The sequence below is a fragment of the Bacteroides caecigallinarum genome, assembly GCF_016902295.1.
GTDB lineage: Bacteria > Bacteroidota > Bacteroidia > Bacteroidales > Bacteroidaceae > Phocaeicola > Phocaeicola caecigallinarum_A.
Genome location: NZ_JACJLQ010000026.1, coordinates 16,647 through 36,812, shown reverse-complemented (window position 1 = coordinate 36,812; position 20,166 = coordinate 16,647). Strand labels below are relative to the sequence as shown.

Annotated in this window: 14 protein-coding genes; 3 read left to right on the top strand and 11 right to left on the bottom strand. The window is 41.7% G+C overall.

Features of this window, described 5'->3' with window-relative positions:
- Window position 1: 1 nt before the first annotated feature.
- On the bottom strand, window positions 2-517 hold the full coding sequence (locus H6A27_RS09840) for a pyridoxamine 5'-phosphate oxidase family protein (RefSeq protein ID WP_204508556.1): 516 nt from the start codon (window positions 515-517) through the stop codon (window positions 2-4).
- Between the two features lie 180 nt (window positions 518-697).
- On the opposite strand from H6A27_RS09840, the gene H6A27_RS09835 reads away from it, so the two are divergent.
- A complete protein-coding gene (locus H6A27_RS09835; protein WP_204508568.1) occupies window positions 698-1,390 on the top strand; it encodes a Crp/Fnr family transcriptional regulator in 693 nt (230 codons plus the stop codon).
- A 51-nt stretch (window positions 1,391-1,441) separates the two neighbouring features.
- Here H6A27_RS09835 and H6A27_RS09830 read toward each other — a convergent pair whose 3' ends face one another.
- The 7 genes from H6A27_RS09830 to mfd all read right to left on the bottom strand — a co-directional run bounded on the left by H6A27_RS09830 (window position 1,442) and on the right by mfd (window position 13,817).
- Window positions 1,442-2,728: an alginate export family protein gene (locus H6A27_RS09830; protein WP_204508555.1), complete on the bottom strand. Its 1,287-nt coding sequence runs from the start codon at window positions 2,726-2,728 to the stop codon at window positions 1,442-1,444.
- A gap of 17 nt (window positions 2,729-2,745) precedes the next feature.
- Entirely contained in the window at window positions 2,746-3,534 is a 789-nt protein-coding gene (locus H6A27_RS09825; protein WP_204508567.1) for a cytochrome c biogenesis protein, read from the bottom strand.
- A 16-nt stretch (window positions 3,535-3,550) separates the two neighbouring features.
- Complete coding sequence (locus H6A27_RS09820) at window positions 3,551-4,774, bottom strand: cytochrome c biogenesis ResB family protein (RefSeq protein WP_204508554.1); 1,224 nt, start codon at window positions 4,772-4,774, stop codon at window positions 3,551-3,553.
- A 4-nt stretch (window positions 4,775-4,778) separates the two neighbouring features.
- Window positions 4,779-6,254: an ammonia-forming cytochrome c nitrite reductase gene (nrfA, locus tag H6A27_RS09815; RefSeq protein ID WP_204508553.1), complete on the bottom strand. Its 1,476-nt coding sequence runs from the start codon at window positions 6,252-6,254 to the stop codon at window positions 4,779-4,781.
- A gap of 20 nt (window positions 6,255-6,274) precedes the next feature.
- The gene (gene nrfH, locus H6A27_RS09810) at window positions 6,275-6,835 is read right to left on the bottom strand and encodes a cytochrome c nitrite reductase small subunit (RefSeq protein WP_204508552.1); all 561 of its coding nucleotides are present in this window, start codon (window positions 6,833-6,835) and stop codon (window positions 6,275-6,277) included.
- A 235-nt stretch (window positions 6,836-7,070) separates the two neighbouring features.
- On the bottom strand, window positions 7,071-10,364 hold the full coding sequence (locus H6A27_RS09805; RefSeq protein WP_204508551.1) for a S41 family peptidase: 3,294 nt from the start codon (window positions 10,362-10,364) through the stop codon (window positions 7,071-7,073).
- Window positions 10,365-10,448: 84 nt separating this feature from the next.
- A complete protein-coding gene (gene mfd, locus H6A27_RS09800) occupies window positions 10,449-13,817 on the bottom strand; it encodes a transcription-repair coupling factor (RefSeq protein ID WP_204508550.1) in 3,369 nt (1,122 codons plus the stop codon).
- A 142-nt stretch (window positions 13,818-13,959) separates the two neighbouring features.
- Between mfd and H6A27_RS09795 the strand changes: the two genes are divergently transcribed.
- A complete protein-coding gene (locus H6A27_RS09795; protein ID WP_204508549.1) occupies window positions 13,960-16,137 on the top strand; it encodes a tetratricopeptide repeat protein in 2,178 nt (725 codons plus the stop codon).
- 84 nt (window positions 16,138-16,221) lie between these two features.
- On the opposite strand, the gene H6A27_RS09790 is transcribed toward H6A27_RS09795, so the two are convergent.
- From H6A27_RS09790 to H6A27_RS09780, 3 genes are read right to left on the bottom strand one after another with little or no spacing between them, the layout of a single operon-like run.
- Window positions 16,222-17,127 carry a DMT family transporter gene (locus H6A27_RS09790; protein ID WP_204508548.1) on the bottom strand — a complete coding sequence of 302 codons (906 nt, stop codon included), beginning with the start codon at window positions 17,125-17,127 and terminating at the stop codon, window positions 16,222-16,224.
- Between the two features lie 41 nt (window positions 17,128-17,168).
- Window positions 17,169-17,921, bottom strand: a complete 753-nt coding sequence (truA, locus tag H6A27_RS09785; RefSeq protein WP_204401054.1) for a tRNA pseudouridine(38-40) synthase TruA — start codon at window positions 17,919-17,921, stop codon at window positions 17,169-17,171.
- Window positions 17,922-17,928: 7 nt separating this feature from the next.
- The gene (locus H6A27_RS09780) at window positions 17,929-18,543 is read right to left on the bottom strand and encodes a DUF5715 family protein (RefSeq protein ID WP_239469654.1); all 615 of its coding nucleotides are present in this window, start codon (window positions 18,541-18,543) and stop codon (window positions 17,929-17,931) included.
- A 239-nt stretch (window positions 18,544-18,782) separates the two neighbouring features.
- Between H6A27_RS09780 and H6A27_RS09775 the strand changes: the two genes are divergently transcribed.
- Window positions 18,783-19,859: a YeiH family protein gene (locus H6A27_RS09775; protein ID WP_204508546.1), complete on the top strand. Its 1,077-nt coding sequence runs from the start codon at window positions 18,783-18,785 to the stop codon at window positions 19,857-19,859.
- Window positions 19,860-20,166 lie beyond the last annotated feature (307 nt).

Genomic DNA, 20,166 nt, shown 5'->3' with positions numbered 1-20,166 from the left:
GTCATTCCATTCTGCCATACTTCATTTCATCTCCATTCTTATCATACTGCTTGCGCTTGCCCGTAGGAGGAGCCGACAAGGTTATCCTGACTACCGCCGTACGGTGAATGCTTCTCCGGATAGCCTCATCGAAAGCATCCATGTGTTTTGGCAGGAAACGTTCGCTTATCAGTCTAAGCGCCAGTATCTTTTCATCCGTATCTGTCACCAGTTCCGCCTTGCCGAATGCTATGGCCGAACGATACTGCAGTGTGAAGGTTCCATCCTTCGGACCTACAGTAGGCTGGCATTTGGTTACAGCAGAAAGGCATACTTCCGGATTTACGGCTATGGCATCAAGCTTGTCACCCTCCTGTGCACAGTGAAAATACCATACATTATCATCTTTACTTGCCAGCGAAAGCGGCACGCCGTATGCAGTACCGTCTGCCCTAGTAAAACTGACAGTTATATAAGGAGCCTTGCGCATTATCTCAAGGGCCCATTTGCTGTCCATCTCACGACTTGTTTTTCTCATATTCTATCTGTTATAAATTTCTGTATTAGGTTTGACAAAAATACAATCATAATATCACTTGCCGTGTAAGATATATGACGTACACGCATAATTATCAGAAAATAAAATCATTAATACCAGAATAAATTTGATGATTAAAGATTAAACTGATACTTTTGCATTTAAAACAGTAAAGCTATGATGAAGACTATTACTTTCGATAATTATTATAAGGAAAAGCTATTATCCATACCTTTGTTCGACAATCTGCCTGTCAATATAAAAAACGAGATTCCAAAGAGACTGGACATCAAGCTTTACGAGATTAATGAAAATACTGTTGTACTTGAACAGGGAAACGTATGCTGTAATTTATACATATTGCTGGAGGGCAAACTGGAGGTAAATATCATAGATGCCAATGCAAATGAAGTGCTTATAGAGTATATTGAAGCTCCAAGAGCTTTTGCCACCCCTCATCTTTTCAAAAAGGACAACCGTCTGCCTGCCACGTTCAAGACTCTTGAAAAATCAGTCTTGCTGACAGCTACAAAAGATTCTACGTTCGAACTGATAAGCAAATACCCTGATATCCTAAAGAATTTCCTCTGTGTTTCGGGGAACTGCAATGTATGTACCACTATGAGGCTGGATGTATTGTCAAGAAAAACAATCCGTGAAAGAATACTCGTTTATTTAATGAAAAGGCTTGATAAAGGGTCTTCTACGATAAGACTACCTCATACTATAACCCAGCTGGCAGAATACATCAATGTTTCTCGTCCTGCCCTTTCGACTGAATTCAACAAAATGGAGAAAGAAGGTATTATTACCAGAAAAGACAGCAATTATATTGAATTGAACTTGAAAGCTATAAAGAACATAACTTTATAAAATACAAAAGACCATTCATTAGAAGAATGGCCTTTTTGTATTATGTATAAATTATTTTATAAATATTCTTGGATTAATATTCAGGGATACCCATCCCCAGTCTTGCCAGCTTTTGTGGTTTCCACCTTTCACCGCATCCATTGTTGATGTTCCGAACATAACGGAATAACCTACCGTCATACTGACATCTTTCATTATCTTCCAGTTAAGTTGATAATCAACTTCAGAACCAAGTGTACGTTTCAGGTTGTCCAGCTTGACTGCTGTAGCAAAATAATGATAGTTCAGCCCCATAGATACAGCATTTGATACCTTGAAGTCAACTCCCACATGAGTATCCGAAAGGCCCGGATTATAACCAGCCGCAAAATCTGTGGCATAGAAATAATCCATTCCTCCGTAAAACTTATGATGTGTGCCATATAGAGGATTGAACGCCTTATATTTTCCGTCTGCATCGTTGCTTCCGCTCAAATAGTCTGTACCTATACCCACAGACCATAATCTGTTTATACTATATGAGAGGTCTATATTTCCCATATATGCGGAAACTGTGCGTGAAGCCGCATTTTTACCGGTCTGATAATAGAACGATCCTGAGATGTTCCATGAGTCCGGCATATATTTGATATAAGTACCGAAAGTCTGCATGTATTTGGTATCAGCCTTCCTTGTCGCGGCATCTCCACCTTCCTGACCAATGTTCATCGCAAGCAATGAAACCTGCAGAGGTGTTGATACGCAATCATAATGATACCACAACGTCTGCATATTCTTGTAGAGTTTGGTTTTACTGCTGTCATAGAATGTTCCTCCTATTACGTTCTCGTCATTCTGATTGAAAGCAAATATTCCATGAAGCTGATGGCCATTGTTCTTATATCCTATCTTCAACGCGTCATGATAACGTCCGGCAACATTCCAGTCAAGGCTTCCGAGAATTCGTTCATCATCGTACACCAACGCCTGCCTACCCAGCTGCACAAACCAATAGTCATTCATATTGAAAGATGCCCATGCCTCATTCAATATGAAACGCCCGTTTTTATCAATAAGGGCATCCTGTCCCCATACACCTAGATGCTGTGCAGAAAACCTTAAAGCCAGTTTCTGACGTTCATAACCGAATGTAAGTCTGGCACGCTCGTTTACGAATCCGGCCGGAGACTCTCCTTTATCCCGGGGATACAATGCACCATTACGGTATTCTCCCCTTGTACGAATCTGGGCTGACACCCAGAAACTGTCATCCGCTTTTTTGTCATCTTGAGCATAAGACAATGATGCATTCCCCATAAGAAGGAATGGAATCAAAAAATGTAAACTTATTTTTCCCATAAATTTCAAGGTTTTAATCAGTTCATATTATAAGTATGGATACTGCTTCCTTGTGCCGAAGGCAAATAGTTAATACCCCACCAGCACATCTGTAGAAATATAAACGACAAAAGCAATATATACAAGGATGACTTTTCTCTGCCTTGTATTCCTAACCTCATGTGAATATAGGTAAGATATGAAAACCATGTTACGGCAGCCCATGTTTCTTTAGGGTCCCACGACCAGTAGTGTCCCCATGCCTCTTTAGCCCACAAGGCACCGGTCAGCATTCCCAAAGTCATGAATGACAGACCTACATACACCATGTTATCACATAAAGCCATCTCCTTAACATCGCACCCGGTCTTCTTTATCCACAGAAGATAAATTCCCATTATGGCAGAGGCTCCCAGCATAGCGTATGCGAACATATAGATAATGACATGAGGAGCAAACCACGGACTCTGCAATGCCGGCATTAACGCCTTATTGTGAATCTCAGGCTTAAGCAGGTTGACGCAAATGAATACCACCGACAGTATGGTACTGAAACACAGAATCCATTTGTATTTCCATCTGACATAGGTTATCAGTCCGGCCAATGGCAAAAAGAAAGAGTACCAGAGGCGAGTCTCTCCCATAGTGCGCAGTGGAGGACGTTCCAATGATGCCCACAACAGACCTATGAAGGTACCGAACACAAGGAGTCCGGCAATAGTGAAAACACATGCCTTCGACTGTGACCCTTTAAAGGCATTCCAAGAACCTGCAGTCCACAATACCACAGACAAAACGGCAAAATATATAAACCAATCCCAATTCATCATAATCGTTTGTTTGCTAATTGTTATTCTTTTGTGCCGTAACGAACATACATACAGCTCCCAGCATTATCATTATAATTCCGACATATACAGCAGGCAACCACGGGTCTGAAACCAGTTCAAAAACACTTATATCGCTCCAGCGTCCTTTACTTTCGTCATAGCTAAGCTGATATATCTTCCAACCTTCTATCTCGGCAGGTCTGTTCACCTCTATGGTCTCTTCCTGCGTTTTGCCGCTCTCAGTATAAATCACTACGTCGGATGAATAACGGCGAGGCTCCCTGTCGGGCATGACAAGGCTGCAATCATTGTCAAGACGCAATGCCTGATAAGGGAAAAAGAAACTTCCGCAACTTACCCATCCGCTGACAGACTGTTTGCCGTCAGGCGATACAGCTCTAACATTTACGGCATAAGTTGCTCCGGTGCTAGGCCATTCCACATACTTCACAGTGTCATTCCCCGATACAGAAGCCGCCATCTCTATTCTGTCCGATATCTCAATATTCCATCCTGACAACATTCCTGATTTTACCCCTTCCTCCAACAAGATATGTTCCGGCGTACCATAGGGCAGAGCCTTGCCTGTAGCATTATCTATCAGCATAAGCTTGGGAGGATATTCATCAATACTGAAGTCTTTCAGTTCTACGGCAAGCGGCAGTTCGTACACATTTCCATCAGCATCAGTGGCACGCCATTCCGCCTGACCTATACGGGTGTTCATCGTAAGTCTCTTCATATCGGCACTTCCCAAAGTAGCAGAAACCAAGGCTATGAACAGGCCAAGATGATTCAGCAGAAACGGTATTCTTCTGATGCGAAAATGAAACAGACTCCTTATAGAAACCAGTCCTACGATAGTAGTCATCCAAAGATAGACAAGAATAAAAGGCCAGAATGAAAGCATGCGGTTCAAGATGAATACATCTTCCGACTGTACCGAAGACGGCACCTGCCTTATCATTCCCATAAGGAAGGTCAGGAACACTACGGCTACCAACGATGGGACTGCCGCTTTGTAGGACATTGCCCAACGCACGAAATACACCTTTTTCCTTAGAATATACAATACGATTATCGCAACGACGTATATTGCCAAGACACAGATATTTAGAGGCCAGGCAAAACTGTCCCAGTTTATTCCTCCCGTAAACAAATGAAGGATAAGACCTATGACGATAAGTCCGCCACAGGTCATTATCCCTTCTTTAACTCCCCAAGTATTTTTCCACATGGTATCAAATGATACGTCCGTTAGCCTTAGCCTCTTTCAGCCAGCCCGGAACTGTAGTGTTCATAAATCGTTCTTTAGCCGCTTTTTCGGCAGGAATATCCAGTCCTATATATTTCTGAGCCTTATCCTTGGTAGAGATATCCGGCATAGGAACATCATCAGTATATCCATGCTTTGCAAGGACCTTAGATATAGAGAGTCGTGCCTGCAAAGCTCTGTCAAGTCCATGCGAAAGGATTCTCTGGATTTCCTGAGGCGCATGGAATGCGGCTCCGTGTGAAGCCACTCCAAAGTCCCATCTCCACTGCGCTTCGCGAAGAAGCTTCAATACAGGTTTCATCTCAGTTTCAGTAGCGCCCTTATCCCATGCGAACTTGGCCTCGATATGTGCCGATGCAAGTTCTTTTTCCAGACGGTTTCTTATTTCGTTAGCCTTACGCTGACGTTCGTAAACATTGTTTCGCAAAGTCTCTTCGCTTTCACGATGGCAGACCTGACATGTACGGTCTATCATGGCAAGCGGACTCTGGATATGGTGATCGCTGAACTTCATACCGCCTTCACTCTTATATGGCATGTGGCAGTCGGCACACGATACTCCACGCTGACCGTGAATACCCAATTGCGAGATTTCATAATCAGGATGCTGCGCCTTGATAATCGGAGCACGGCTCAATGCGTGAGTATAATCAGAGAAATTGTTTTCATCGTAATACTGCTCCATAGCCTCAACAGTCATACCTTTATCCCACGGGAAAGTCAGATATTTTCCGTCACCCTTAAAGTAGTATTCCACATGACACTGCGCACATACCAGCGAACGCATGTCCTGAGGTGTAGCCTTAGTTATGTCTTTTCCCTGACGTGCGAAAGCCTCAATCAGCGCCGGACGACTTATATGGAGGTCCATTGTCTCGGAATCATGACAATCCGAACATCCTATAGGGTTTACAATCTCAGAACCGAAAGCTGCCCACTTGTTGTTATAGAATGAATCAACTCCTATTTCCTGCATCATACGTGGAACGTCCGGACTCTTACAAGTCCAACAGGTCGAAGGTTGTGGTCCGTCGTTTGCAGTCTGAGGGGCTCCTGTACGTAAAGTTGCACGGATATCCTCTATGGCATGCATGTGTCCTCGTGGTGTAGCATAATCTTTTGAGAAAGCATAGCCGGCCCATAGAATTACCATTTCGGGACGCTGCTCGAGTACATCAACCTGGATGTTTCCGTTGAACTCGCTCTGGAAATCTGTGTAGGCGGTTTCAGTCCACGTCTGATACTCACGAGGGAAATCACTCTGGAACTTCTCATTCTGAGGAACAATTCCTTTCATCGGATTCTTCCTGTTGTTGAATATGCTTACCACTTCAGCTCTACGTTCAGACAAGGCCGACACAGCCAGTCCCAAACAAAATACTACGGCCATTGATACAACAAACAACAACCATCCATGCCAAGATTTAAAATTATTCATCATATACTCTATATTTAATTATTTTACCTTTTCATTTTCCTAAGCCATTCCGGCAATGGAGAATCCGGTAATGGAACCACCGCGTCAGGAGTGGACGAAAGGCTGTTCTTTCCTCCATGCGGAACATCCCTGTGACAATCCCAGCAGGCTTTCCCCTTCCCTACCTCGGACATCATATAGTCTATACGCCCGGTCTTGACAAACTCGGTATTCAATTGCTCATGACACCGGATGCAGTTATTCATAATGACCTGAGAACTGGCAGATTGCGCCTGTATGACCTGAGGTTCGGAACTTGTCAGAAAAGCCGCAACATGTTTCATTCCGTCCATACCCTTGAAAGTCCATTTCCTGACGAAATTCTCATGCGGTACATGACAGTCATTACATGTGGCATCCCTTGAATGGGAGCTGTGCATCCATGTGGCATAATAAGGCGACATGATATGGCAGTTCACACAAGCAGAAGGCTCATCCGTGAGATATGTATGTGCCCTCAGCAAGTAGAGAAAAAACAATCCTCCTCCTACAATTATTCCTGATACAACAGATATAAAAATCTTTTGTCGTTTAGATAGTGTCATAAATTATACTTTTTTGCAAATAAAACATTTTTTATGGAAAAATGGTGTAATAATTATGACACAGACGATATATTTTTCTGGTTATAATAATTTACGTAATAGAAAAATCGGGAAAAAGCAAGCTAAATATCAATCTTGACAAAACATCAGAAAAAAAACGTGGGCAAATTTTAAGTCAAACTTGCCCACGTTTTACCTAAAATTTGCCCACGTTTTTTTTAAGTATTTTTAAGCCTTACTTGGCCGAATCAATTTCTTTCAGCAATTCCTCTACAGCAGCCTTCAGCTGAGTATCCTCACCTTTAACAATAGTTTCAGGAGAGTTCAGAATATAGATATCCGGTTCAAGCTGTGTATTTTCCAGATAGCTTCCGTCAGGCAAACGATAACCTACCACAGGAATACCGAATACCAGTGTAGGGTCCTGAAGACGCTCCCAATTGACACTTGTCATAGTTCCGGGAACAGGAGCACCCACCAGTTTGCCAATACCTCTATGCTTGTATACCCAAGGAGTTCCATGAGCATTAGAGTAATTGGCTTCACACTGAAGCATAATAGAAGGCTTGTTCCATCTGCGGCTTGGCATATCACAGGCTTCACGTCCTCTTATCACCTGTGTGAAGTATTTCTTGCCACTAAACAGCACCTCGATATCCTCATGCAGGCGGCCTCCACCATTGAAGCGTGTATCGATGACAATTCCTTCACAATTATTGTACTTACCTAAGATATCGGAATATACTGTACGGAAACTTCCGTCGTCCATAGACTGGATATGAACATATCCCAAACGTCCACCGGAAAGTTTCTCTACCTCGTCGGCGCGCTGCTTAACCCAACGTTTATACAGAAGTGAACTCATGGCAGCACTTGTAACCGGCTTAACCACTTCATCCCATCTTTTACCGGATTCTGGATTATAAACAGATACAAGCACCTTCTTTCCAGCCTTTCCGTTAAGCAGAGTAGTATAGTCTGTATCCTTATCTATAACACTGCCGTCAATCTTTTCGATTATATTTCCGGCCTCAACTTTGGAATTCTTTCTGTCGAACGGACCTTTGGCCACAACTTCAGAAATACGAAGTCCCTTACCGGAGTATTCCCAGTCGTACAGTAATCCTAGATTTGCTGTAGCCTCAGTCTTTGAAGACGGACGGTAGCTTGCACCGGTATGCGAAACATTAAGCTCGCCAAGCCACTCACTGAGCATCTCGGCAAAGTCATAATTATTTGAGATATGAGGCAAGAAACGGCGATAAGCCTCGGTAAGTCCTTCCCAGTCCACTCCATGCATATTAACCTCATAGAAACGTTTCTTCTCCTGTTTATATACATGATTGAACATATACTCACGTTCTGCGGCAAGATCCATTTTCATTTCAGCCTTATATGTTATAGGCTTCAGAGACTCGGACGAAGCATCCATTTTCTGCATATTGCTTCCGCCAAGAATAAACACAGCCTTACCTTCCTTATCGGTCTGCATATCTCCCCATCCGGCATCCATCTTATGAAGGAGCTTAGTCTCTTTTTTTCTCAGGTCCAACTTCCACATATCATATCCACCCTCGAATGAAGACAGATAGTAAAGCTTCTCTCCATCCTCTGAAATAATAGCGGAAGCTATGCTTGATGAGTTAGGAGTAAGACGGACAATGCGGTCTTCTATGCCTTCTATTTCAACTTCAACAGGTTTTACTGATTCTTCGTCCTTCTTGTCGGCATCATCACCCTTCTTTGATTTTTTATCGTCTTTCTTTGAACTCTTGTCGCCCTTAGAGTTATTTTCCTTCTTGGAAGCCTTCTCCTGTTCTTCCTTCAGAGCCTTCTCTATTTCATAATCCTCCTTGCTAAGACAGAATTTATCGTATGAGTCCTGATTCATGAAAACTATCATCACATCATCCAGCGAGCCCCATGAAGCATGATTGCGCATACCGTATCTTTCGGTAGTGAAAAGAAGAGCATTACCATCCATAACCCAGCGAGGAGAACCGCTTGTGTAACCGCTTCCAGTAATATTCACAATATCTCCTTTTCCGTCGGCCTTAACAATACCTATATCAGTGTAAGGATCGTGTTTGTGACCTATAAATTCAAGAGTGAACCACTTTCCGTCAGGACTCCATGAATACTCAAATCCTCCGTAAGTATTATACCATGTAGAACCATCGGTAATCTGTCTTACTTTCTTCGATTCGAGGTTCACCACCATAAGTTTGTTCCTGTCTTCAATGAAAGCCACTTCCTTACCGTCTGGAGAGAACTTAGGATATCCACGTTCCACAGATGTTGAAGGCAGCAAAGCTTCTTCCTCTATAAGTGTAGCGTTAGGGAAATTAGGGTCATCTTTACGGGCTATCTTAGCCAGATATAGTCCCCAGTTGCCACCTCTTTCGCTTGCATAAACCAAGGTACGGTTGTCTGCTCCGAAAGAAACACCTTTCTCCGCTTCCGGAGTATTAGTTATCTGCTTGGTGGTATTGTATTCTACAGAAGTCACAAAAACCTCGCCACGCACAATAAATGCCACCTGTTTACCGTCTGGAGATACTACCGCCTCACTTGCACCACGTGTGAAGCTCATATTTTCAGGCATATCCTCATCATCCCTCACAAGAGTAACATTCAGTTTTTTAGGCTTTTCTCCAAGGTTCTGAGTATAAATCTCACCATTATAAGAGTAGCACAATTTATTTCCGTCACCAACCGAAAGGAATCTAACGGGATGAACCTTAAAATCGGAAATCTGACTAACATTCTTTGGGGCCGACAGTGGGAAAGAATAGACATTAAAAGTTCCTCCGTTTCTTTCACTGAGGAAAAATACGGTCTTCTCATCATCCGAGAATACAGGATTTCTGTCTTCACCTGCACGCTCTGTAAGATTGGTATGCTTTCCGCTTTTTGTATCATATAACCAGACATCACGTGTTACGGAAGAAGTATGATGCTTTCTCCACTCATCTTCATACCCCTTACAGTCCTGATAAAGGAACAAATCGCCTTCATTATTAAACTCAACCATTTCGGCAGGAGTGGCAAGAACCTGTAAAGTTTTTCCTCCTTCTGCTGGAACTTTATAAAGTTCTGTCATAGCCAAAGTAGGGAAAAGAGCACTCTGTGCAGGGTCCTGAATAGAGGCAGAAAAATAAACGAACTTGCCATCGGGACTGAAAGCTGTAGGTATCTCTGACGCAGAATTAAGGGTAAGTCTGCGTGCCGGACCACCATCAGCCGACATAATGAACACATCCTGATTACCATAACGGTCGCTTGCAAAAGCTATTTGCTTACCGTCGGGCGACCATACCGGGTCTGATTCATACGACTCCTGGGTGGTAAGCTGAACAGCCTGTCCACCATCGGAACTAACCTTATACATATCTCCCTTATAGCAGAAAACCACTGACTTACCATCGGGTGATATGCGTACATCACGCATCCATAGAGGATTAATACTTGCAGCCTGAGCTGTCAAAGCTCCCGCACCAAGTATCAGCATTAGAATATTCTTTCTCATTATTCAAATATTATATTTCAGTTCTATATTATTTAGTTTCAACAAAGATTTTCAATCCTTATAAATTTCCATTGTCTAATTATCTTATCCGGCCTGTATGCTCGTTATCTCCTGCAATTCCCTTACAGCCGACTGAACATCTTTTATATCCTTGATAATCATGCTGCGTTTTCCGTTCTGTTCCCTGAGATTACATTGACGCGGATAGCGCGACATATAGCCTATCATCTTGCCGAAAGCCTCACTCTGATAATACGGACTGTCAGGATTGCTTACAAAGAAGAGTGTCATACGTCCTGATTTCAGGAATATCTTCTCTATACCAAGACGCTTGGCAATGCGCCTCAACGGAACTATCCGTATCAGCTCTTCCCCTTCAGGCGGAATTGCTCCGAAACGGTCTATCAGACGCGCTTTGAAATCTTCTACATCCTTGTCGAGTTCCAGCTTGTCAAGCTCACGGTAGAGCAACATCCTTTCGCTGCTGCTTGGGATATATTCATTAGGGAACAACAGTTCAAGGTCGCTTTCTACTGTACATTCATCAACAAATCCTTCACCGCTCAAAACTTCCTCACCTGCTTTCACCTCATCGGCATAAAGTTCGGAGAACTCATCGTTTTTAAGTTCGGTAACAGCTTCTGCCAAAATCTTCTGATAAGTCTCATAACCAAGGTCTGCAATAAATCCGCTCTGTTCGGCTCCAAGCATATTTCCTGCACCACGGATATCAAGATCCTGCATGGCTATATGGATACCACTACCCAAATCGCTGAAATTCTCAATAGCCTGCAAACGACGGCGCGCCTCAGGCGTGAGCGAACTCAATGGAGGTGCAAGCAGATAGCAGAAGGCTTTCTTGTTTCCTCGTCCAACACGTCCGCGCATCTGATGCAGGTCGCTCAAACCAAAATTCTGCGCCTGGTTTATTATTATGGTATTGGCATTCGGAATGTCTATACCACTTTCGATTATGGTTGTTGCCAGAAGTACATCGTAATCATAATTTACAAAATCGAAGATAATCTTTTCAAGTTCCTCCGGCTGCATCTGCCCGTGACCTATACATACACGGCAATCCGGTATGTTTCTTTCTATCAGAGCCTTCAGCTCAACAAGGTTCTGTATGCGATTGTTCACAAAGAACACCTGACCGTTACGGCTCATCTCGAAATTTATAGCCTCAGTTATTATCTCCTCGTTGAAAGTATGTACCTCGGTCTGTATAGGATATCTGTTTGGCGGCGGTGTCTGTATAACGGAAAGGTCTCTTGCGCCCATAAGCGAGAACTGAAGTGTTCGCGGAATAGGTGTGGCCGTCATAGTAAGTGTATCAACATTCACCTTTATCTGACGGAGTTTTTCTTTCACACTTACCCCGAACTTCTGTTCCTCGTCTATGATAAGCAAGCCCAAATCCTTGAACTTGACACTCTTGCCTATTATCTTGTGAGTTCCTATAAGGATATTTATCTGACCGTCGGCAAGCTCTTTCAAAATTCTACTGGTATCCTTGGCCGTACGTGCACGACTAAGATATTCCACCTTGCAAGGCAATCCCTCAAGTCGTTTTTTGAAAGTCTGGAAATGCTGGTATGCAAGAACTGTTGTTGGGACAAGTACTGCCACCTGCTTATTGTCGGCCACAGCCTTGAATGCAGCTCTTACGGCAACTTCAGTTTTACCGAAACCCACGTCACCACAAACCAAGCGGTCCATAGGACGGTCGCTCTCCATGTCGGCCTTCACCTCCTGAGTGGCTTTCGACTGGTCCGGAGTATCTTCATAAAGGAACGATGCCTCAAGTTCATGCTGGAGAAAACTGTCAGGACTATATTTGAAACCTTTCTCCTGTTTGCGCTGCGAATAAAGCTTTATAAGGTCGCGCGCTATATCCTTTATCTTGGTCTTGGTGCGCTCCTTTATTTTCTCCCACGCGCCTGTTCCCAATTTGCTGATTCTTGGCGGTTCGCCTTCCTTGCCCTTATATTTGGAAATCTTATGAAGCGAATGGATTGACACGAACACCACATCGTCATTCTGATAAATCAGTTTGATTACTTCCTGAGTGGTATTCCCGTTAGGTATGCGTACCAGTCCGGCAAAACGACCTATACCATGGTCTATATGAACTACATAGTCTCCAGGTTCAAACTGATTAAGTTCCTTAAGCGAAAGCGCAACTTTTCCGCTGCGTGCCTTGTCGCTGCGGAGATTGTATTTGTGGAAACGGTCAAATATCTGATGGTCGGTAAATATACAAAGATGCATTGTATGGTCGATAAAACCTTCATGCAAAGTACGGTCAACAGGTTCAAACTTTATATCGTCTTCCCTTTCGGCGAAAATATCCTTCAGTCGGTCAGTCTGTTTAGAACTGTCGGAACATATAAAAATCTTATATCCTCTTTGTATGAAATCTTTGAGTGACGACGATACCAAATCAAAATTCTTATGAAAAATAGGCTGCACAGAAGTCTCGAAATTAAGCTTCGACTGAGGTGTTCCGATTGGTTTTGAGCCAAAATCAATTCTTCTGAAATTTAAAGCCTTATCTGTAAAATCAGTACCGGTAATTATTGTTTTCTGAATATCAGGAAGTACATTTTCTTCCCCCTCTATGGCAGTAACAGCCTGAGGTGAGAGCACCTCGTCATGGATGCTCTGTATCCGTTCCCTTACCCACAGCAGGTCTTTCACACACAAAAGTGCGTCCGAAGGAAGGAAATCGAGGAATGTAACAGAACCGGCTGTCACTCCCGTGAGTTCGGGAACTATATTCAAAGCTGTCTTTTTCTCCTTCGACAATTGCGTTTCAACTTCGAATGTTCGCATACTGTCTATTTCGTCACCGAAAAAGTCTATACGGAAAGGATATTCCGACGCAAACGAAAACACATCGAGAATACTTCCACGAATGGCAAACTGCCCCGGTTCGTAAACATAGTCCACATGGTCGAAACCAAGCGAAACCAATTGTGCGGCTATTGCGTCAGTCTCAATATTCTGTCCCACTTTCAGTGATATAGTCTTGTCCGAAAGTATGTTTTTCGACACCACCTTTTCCGCCAAAGCTTCAGGATATGTCACCACAGCCACATTATCCTTCTTTTCAAGTCTGCTGAGTACCTCTGTACGCAGAATTTCGTTTGCCGCATCCTTCTGTCCGTACTTGATGGCACGTCTGTACGAGGAAGGGAAAAACAGAATATCCGTATCACCATTGGCCTGAACCATATCGTGATAGAAATATCCTGCCTCCTCACTGTCGTTAAGTACAAACAAATATACAGATGGAGTTTTCTTTATGAATGCCGAAAAGAAAAACGATACACACGAAGCATGTACACCGCCTAAATAAATAGTCTTTATGCCGCTATCTTTAAGAATCAATTCCAAACATCTTGTATTGGGATGAGCAGCATACACGTTTTGCAATTCTGAAATAGTCATTTTAAGTTTATAAGTTTTTGAGTTCATGAGTTTTTAAGCTAACATCAACTAACTAAAAACTAAATAACTCATATAAAATAGTTCGTGCAAAATTACAAAAAAGTTATTATTTTTGCAGCAATAGTATTAAGATTGAAATAATATGTATAAAGAGATAAAAGAATTGCTTCATACACACAAATTAAAAGAAGCTCTGGAAAAACTTTCCGAATATGCTTCTCCCACAGACAACTGGCAAATGAAATCGGATATTGAAAGTCTGAAAACCACATACGGTTTCATGATGCAATATGCGACTCAAGGTATGAACGATCCTGAAAGAAACGAAATGTACAACAACTTACTAAAAAAAGCGTTCGTTCTTAACGAAAAGATTAAAATACAGCTGTTGTTGGAAAATGGTAACTCATACGTTTCGCAAACATATAGAAACACAAGAAACAGCCAGCAGTCGGGATACTATGAGATATGTACAAAAATTGAAGAGTTACATAAAGAACTCAATATTTCCGACATGTATGACGAGCCACACAGGACAGAATTGATTGAGAGTCAGAACAAAAGACTCCAATTTATTCTTGAGGAGTTGTTCAACAAGACATGGACACCTGTTATATGGAACGAGGAAGACTATACCGGAGCATTATCAATAATAGAATCGGATAAAATATCCGACAATGAAAAGGCTTTGTTTACATCAGCATTGTGTTTGAGCCTCATACACATACTCGACGTCTATAAATTCCGTTTGCTTTTACACACATATCTGAAAGGCAAAAGCTGCGTTGTTACACAACGTGCTTTGGTCGGAATCCTGATAGCTATATACTTACAGGACGAAATGATTAAATTCGCATATCCGAACCTTACAGATGAGATTAATCTGTTGAAAGAAAATCCTTATTTTCTGGATGATTTATATACAGTAATTATACAAGTGATTTTATCGCTTGAAACTGAAAATATCGACAAGAAAATGAGAGACGAGATAATACCTTCGATAATGCAATCGACAGAGTTAACATCGCCTATTAATGAAATGTCTGATATAAATATCGAAGAACTAATAGAAGGAAATCCGGAATGGAGGGAAAGCATAGAAAAAATCAAGGATCAGATTAAAGAACTTGACATGCTACGACAGGAAGGAGCAGACACAAACATGTGTACTTTTTCAAATCTGAAAAACTATCCGTTCTTCTATGAGCCGTCGCACTGGTTCTATATATTCAGTTCTGAGGTACCTGACATATACGAAATGATGACAGACAAAAAGAATAACTATGCGCCTTTCATTGAAACTCTGCAGAAAGCAACCGACATGTGCAATTCCGACAGATTCTCTCTATGTCTGACATTCAAATCCATGCCTAATCTACCATTAGATGCCATGAATTCAGGGCTGACAGCTCAAAACAAAATGAACGAAGAATCAGAAGGAACAAACAGTGAAAAGAAAAAACGGCAGACCGAAAGCAGACATTTCATACAGGACTTATACCGTTTCTGTAAGTTATGGAGAAACAATTATTATGACAAAATAGATATATTCAGTCAAGGAATAGCTTTGTGGCAAAGTACAATCATACGAAATATGATACAGGACAGCGGAAAACTGAAACAATTGGCTGACTATCTTTTCGCTAAAGGACACGTCAATGACGCAATGTTCTCATATATGGATATCATTGATGATAACCCTGACGACTACGAGGCTTTCCAGAAAATTGGATATGTACATGTTCTGAACAAAGATTACGACAAAGCTCTGGATTCACTAAAAAAAGCAGACATTCTATCTCCTGGCGACACATGGACTCTGAAAAATATAGCGCTCTGTTATAAAAAGAAAAACCGCTATGACCTTGCTTATGAATATCTGAAAGAAGCCGAACAAATCAATCCGGATGACTTGAACATTTGCACACAAATTGGGCAAGCCCTCATAACAGAAGGTATATACGATGAAGCCCTGAGATATATGTTCAAGGTGGAATACATGACAAAAGGAAAGACATCGGCACAAAGGGCAATCGCATGGTGTTATTTCATGATGGACAGATATGATAAAGCAATTGAGATGTACAACAAAATATTAGATAAGAATGACGCAATTGCAGAAGACTGGATGAATACAGGGCATGTATATCTGGTGAACAACGATATAAAAAGCGCTATTTCATTCTATAAAAAAGCAATTGAGCTGCAAGACAAGAAAACTTCTTTCTACGAGATATTCTCGTCTGATATAAAAACTCTAAAGAATAAGGGGGTAGATGAAGTTCTGCTCAATATGATTCCGGATATGACAATATCATAAATACAAATTTAGCGCCTGTTTAAACAGTATTTAAATACCATTTAAACAGGCGCCAAACATTTTCCATATTTCAAAATCTAATTACTATCCCAACACATTTCCCAGATACAGGAACAGCATACTTATCAATACCAGAAGCAAATCTACGGCTTTACTCTTCAAATTCTTTTCGCGGAACACCATTGCGCCAAACAGGAACGAAACTACAACGCTGCTTCGTCTAACCATAGAAACAATGGAAATCATGGAATCTTCCATAGACAATGCGTAGAAATATACGAAATCGGCTGCAGAAAGGAATATTGAAATCAGAATTATGCACCAGTCCCATCGGAAGGGAGTACCATGCTTTCGCCTTGGCCACCAAAGGAAAAGTATTACACCTCCCATGAGGAATAACTGGTAGATATTATACCATGCCTGTACAACCATATTGTTGAACTGGCCCATGAGATACTTGTCATACAAACCACTTATTGCTCCAAGAACAGCCGCAAGCACAACAAACCATACCCAACGGTCATGCTTGAAATCTATACCTTCCTTTTTCCCTGAACGGCTAAGCAAGAAAAATGAAATTATAGCAAGAAGAACTCCAATCCACTGATAAACATTCAGTCGTTCGCCAAATATAAGAAGTGCTCCTACAAGTGTCATCACCGGACGTGTGGCATTGATTGGTCCCACTATGGTAAGAGGCAAATGCTTCATTCCAAAATAACCGAATACCCACGAGCCAAGCACGATAAACGACTTAAGTATGATGAACTTGTGAACTTCCCATCCCGCATCAGGAACATAAAACAGGGAACCGTCAAGTAAATCCGGTCCGAAATGCGAAATCAGTATAAACGGTATAAAAATAAGACTTGAAAACAATGTGTTCAGTCCAAGCACGGGAAGTACCGCATTGTTTGCCAACGATTTTTTCTTGAATACATCATAAAAGCCCAACAAAGCTGCCGAGCAAAATGCTAATAATAACCACATATATTAAGTTTTTAAGTTCTTGAGTTTTTGAGTTTAATCTTCTATAGAAACAAATCGTCCGGATAACCTATGTCTGTCAAAAACAAAGCATTGCCAGGAACAGATGTACCTGCACTGCAACGGTTCTTATCTTCAATAACTTTTCTGAAACCATCAACTGAAAGCTTGCCACGTCCCACTTCGACAAGTGTACCGACTACGGCACGCACCATGTTACGCAAAAATCTGTCTGCCTGAATGGTAAACACACATTCGTCTTCGCCACACCGTGTCCATTCCGCATGCATTATCTTGCAGTTGTTGGTCTTTACATCAGTATGAAGCTTGCTGAAACTTGTGAAGTCGGTATATTCAAAGAGTGTGGCAGCAGCCTCATTCATCTTATCAATATCCAATTTCTGGAATAATCTCCATGAATAATGTCGGGTAAACGGGTCTTTACGGGTTGTTATATAATATTTATATGTACGGTAGGTTGCATCAAAACGCGCATGAGCATCTTCTTTTACACGTTTCACGCAATATACCGATATATCCTGAGGAAGCAATCGGTTTAGTTTGTCCGTAACAGCATCACAATCCAGTTCGCGCTCAATATCGAAATGTGCCACCATGAGCCTGGCATGAACACCGGCATCAGTACGACCTGCCCCAACTACCTCAATAGACTCATTACGGAGAAAAGTACGCAAAGCTCTGTTCAGTGTCTCCTGAACACTGTCTCCATTAGGCTGAATCTGCCACCCGTGATAGTTTGTGCCATCGTATGCAAGGTATATAAAATATCTGTTCATCCGATTATTATCTTGCTGTTATATGGAAACATCCCTGTTTCAACTCATACTTCACGTAACATCTTTCTTCTTTCTTCAAATCGCGAAGCACCTCCGACAGAACCAGCTTAAGTGTATCAGCGCGTACATCCTGCATTGGTCGTCCGTCAGGATCTTCCACCTTGGTAAATCTCTTCCAGCTAATATCGAATGTTGTGCCGTAAAAGTGACATGAGTTCATTGAAGCGTTAACGTTTGTACGTCTAAGTCGTTTAACGTCTTCTTTAGTACGTGTAACAGAAGTTACGATAATCTTATTAGGATTAAGTCCCTTGCTTTCGAGCGAATCAAGAAAATTCTCGCCTATAGATTCAAGCAATGCACTGGCTGTAGGAACAAGATAAGGAATGGAATGTGTAAGCGAATCCATGTCATAATACTCGCATGGTTCTATTTTTACCAATTTTTTCTTCAGATGTTCAGCTTCTTCGCGCGATGCCACAGGCGTTATACCTATAGCCTTTGCTGTCTTGAGCTGTACGGCATTCAAATCGCCAAAAGAACGTTTGTAACTCACCACTCCTTTTATATTACGTGGATTATTCATCTTCATACTCTTGTCTCCGCACGATGAGAATGCCATTACAACTATAGCAAATGCGCAGAGAGCACCAAATAAATTCTTCATTCCGTTATATTTATATTTTCGGACGCAAAATTAACAATAATGCTTGACATAATAAAAGTACACCACTGTAATTATTCGGTATTTCGGTTATTACCAAAAGTTATAAGCTATAAAATAAGATGAAAAACAACATATTAACAAATGCGCTATCTTTGCAGCCGAAATAAAGAAACCATAAACAAAAACAAAAAGATATGTTTACAAAAGAAAACCGCGCCAATACCATTCATGGTATTTTGCTTATCGCATTATTCTCATTCGCAGCATTCTACATCGCAGAAATCCCGTTTGTAAAAAGTCTGTCATTCAGTCCATTGATTGTTGGTATAATCCTCGGTATGCTGTATGCTAACAGTCTCAGAAACAAGCTTCCTGAGACATGGGTACCTGGTATTAAATTCTGTACCAAACAGATTCTTCGCGCCGGTATCGTACTCTACGGTTTCCGTCTTACTTTGACACAGGTTGCTGCTGTAGGAATACCTGCAGTCGTTATAGATACAATTATCGTAGCCGGAACTATATTCCTGGGAGTTTGGTTAGGCAAACTGCTGAAAATGGATGCCGACACATCGCTTATGACAGCAACAGGTAGTGCTATTTGTGGTGCGGCAGCAGTTCTCGGTGCAGAACCAGTAGTGAAATGCGAAGGCCACAAAACCGCAATTGCAGTATCTACAGTGGTTATCTTCGGAACAATATCAATGTTCCTCTACCCTATCATGTATCGTTCAGGAATGCTTGACGCTCTTGGAGACACCGGAGTGGCTATATATACGGGCAGTACACTTCATGAAGTGGCACACGTGGCTGGAGCAGGTAATGCAATGGATCCTACAGACGCGCTTGGCATAGCCGGTACAGCTACTATCACAAAAATGATCCGTGTCATGATGCTTGCTCCGGTACTCGTAATAATGGGTATCGCACTTTCAGGCCGCAAGACCAAAGACGCTAACGGCAAATCACAAAAAAGCAAAATTACTATTCCTTGGTTCGCTTTCGGATTTATCGGAATAATCTGTCTAAACTCTCTTCTACAATACCTTTTGGGAGTTGATAGTGTTAAGGAAATACCTCTGAACGGCGCAATAGAGTACGTTGACACATTCATGCTTACTATGGCAATGACTGCTCTTGGTACTGACACAAGCATTGACAAGTTCAAACAGGCTGGTGCCAAACCATTCGTTCTCGCCGGACTTCTTTACATCTGGCTCGTAGGCGGAGGATACCTGATTACCAAATACCTGGTTCCAATGTTAGGATAAAAAACTCATGAATTCATAGAGCAACGCGAGACTAATAAATAAGATAATATCCCCGCTTTAAGGTTTTTACATCTTAGTAATCCCTTAAAGCGGGGCATTTTATTTATGACATACTTGCTAATTCATATACTGGCGATAATTGAGATAATGAAATTATGACATGTTCTTTACTTGATGAACATGACATAAATGTCAGCTATAACAATATTTTTTGATTTACATCAATAAAAGGCAAGAAAAATATAAAAACATGTCGTAAAACATATTTTGTAAGAAAAAAGGCCTTATCTTTGCAGTGTAATTAAAG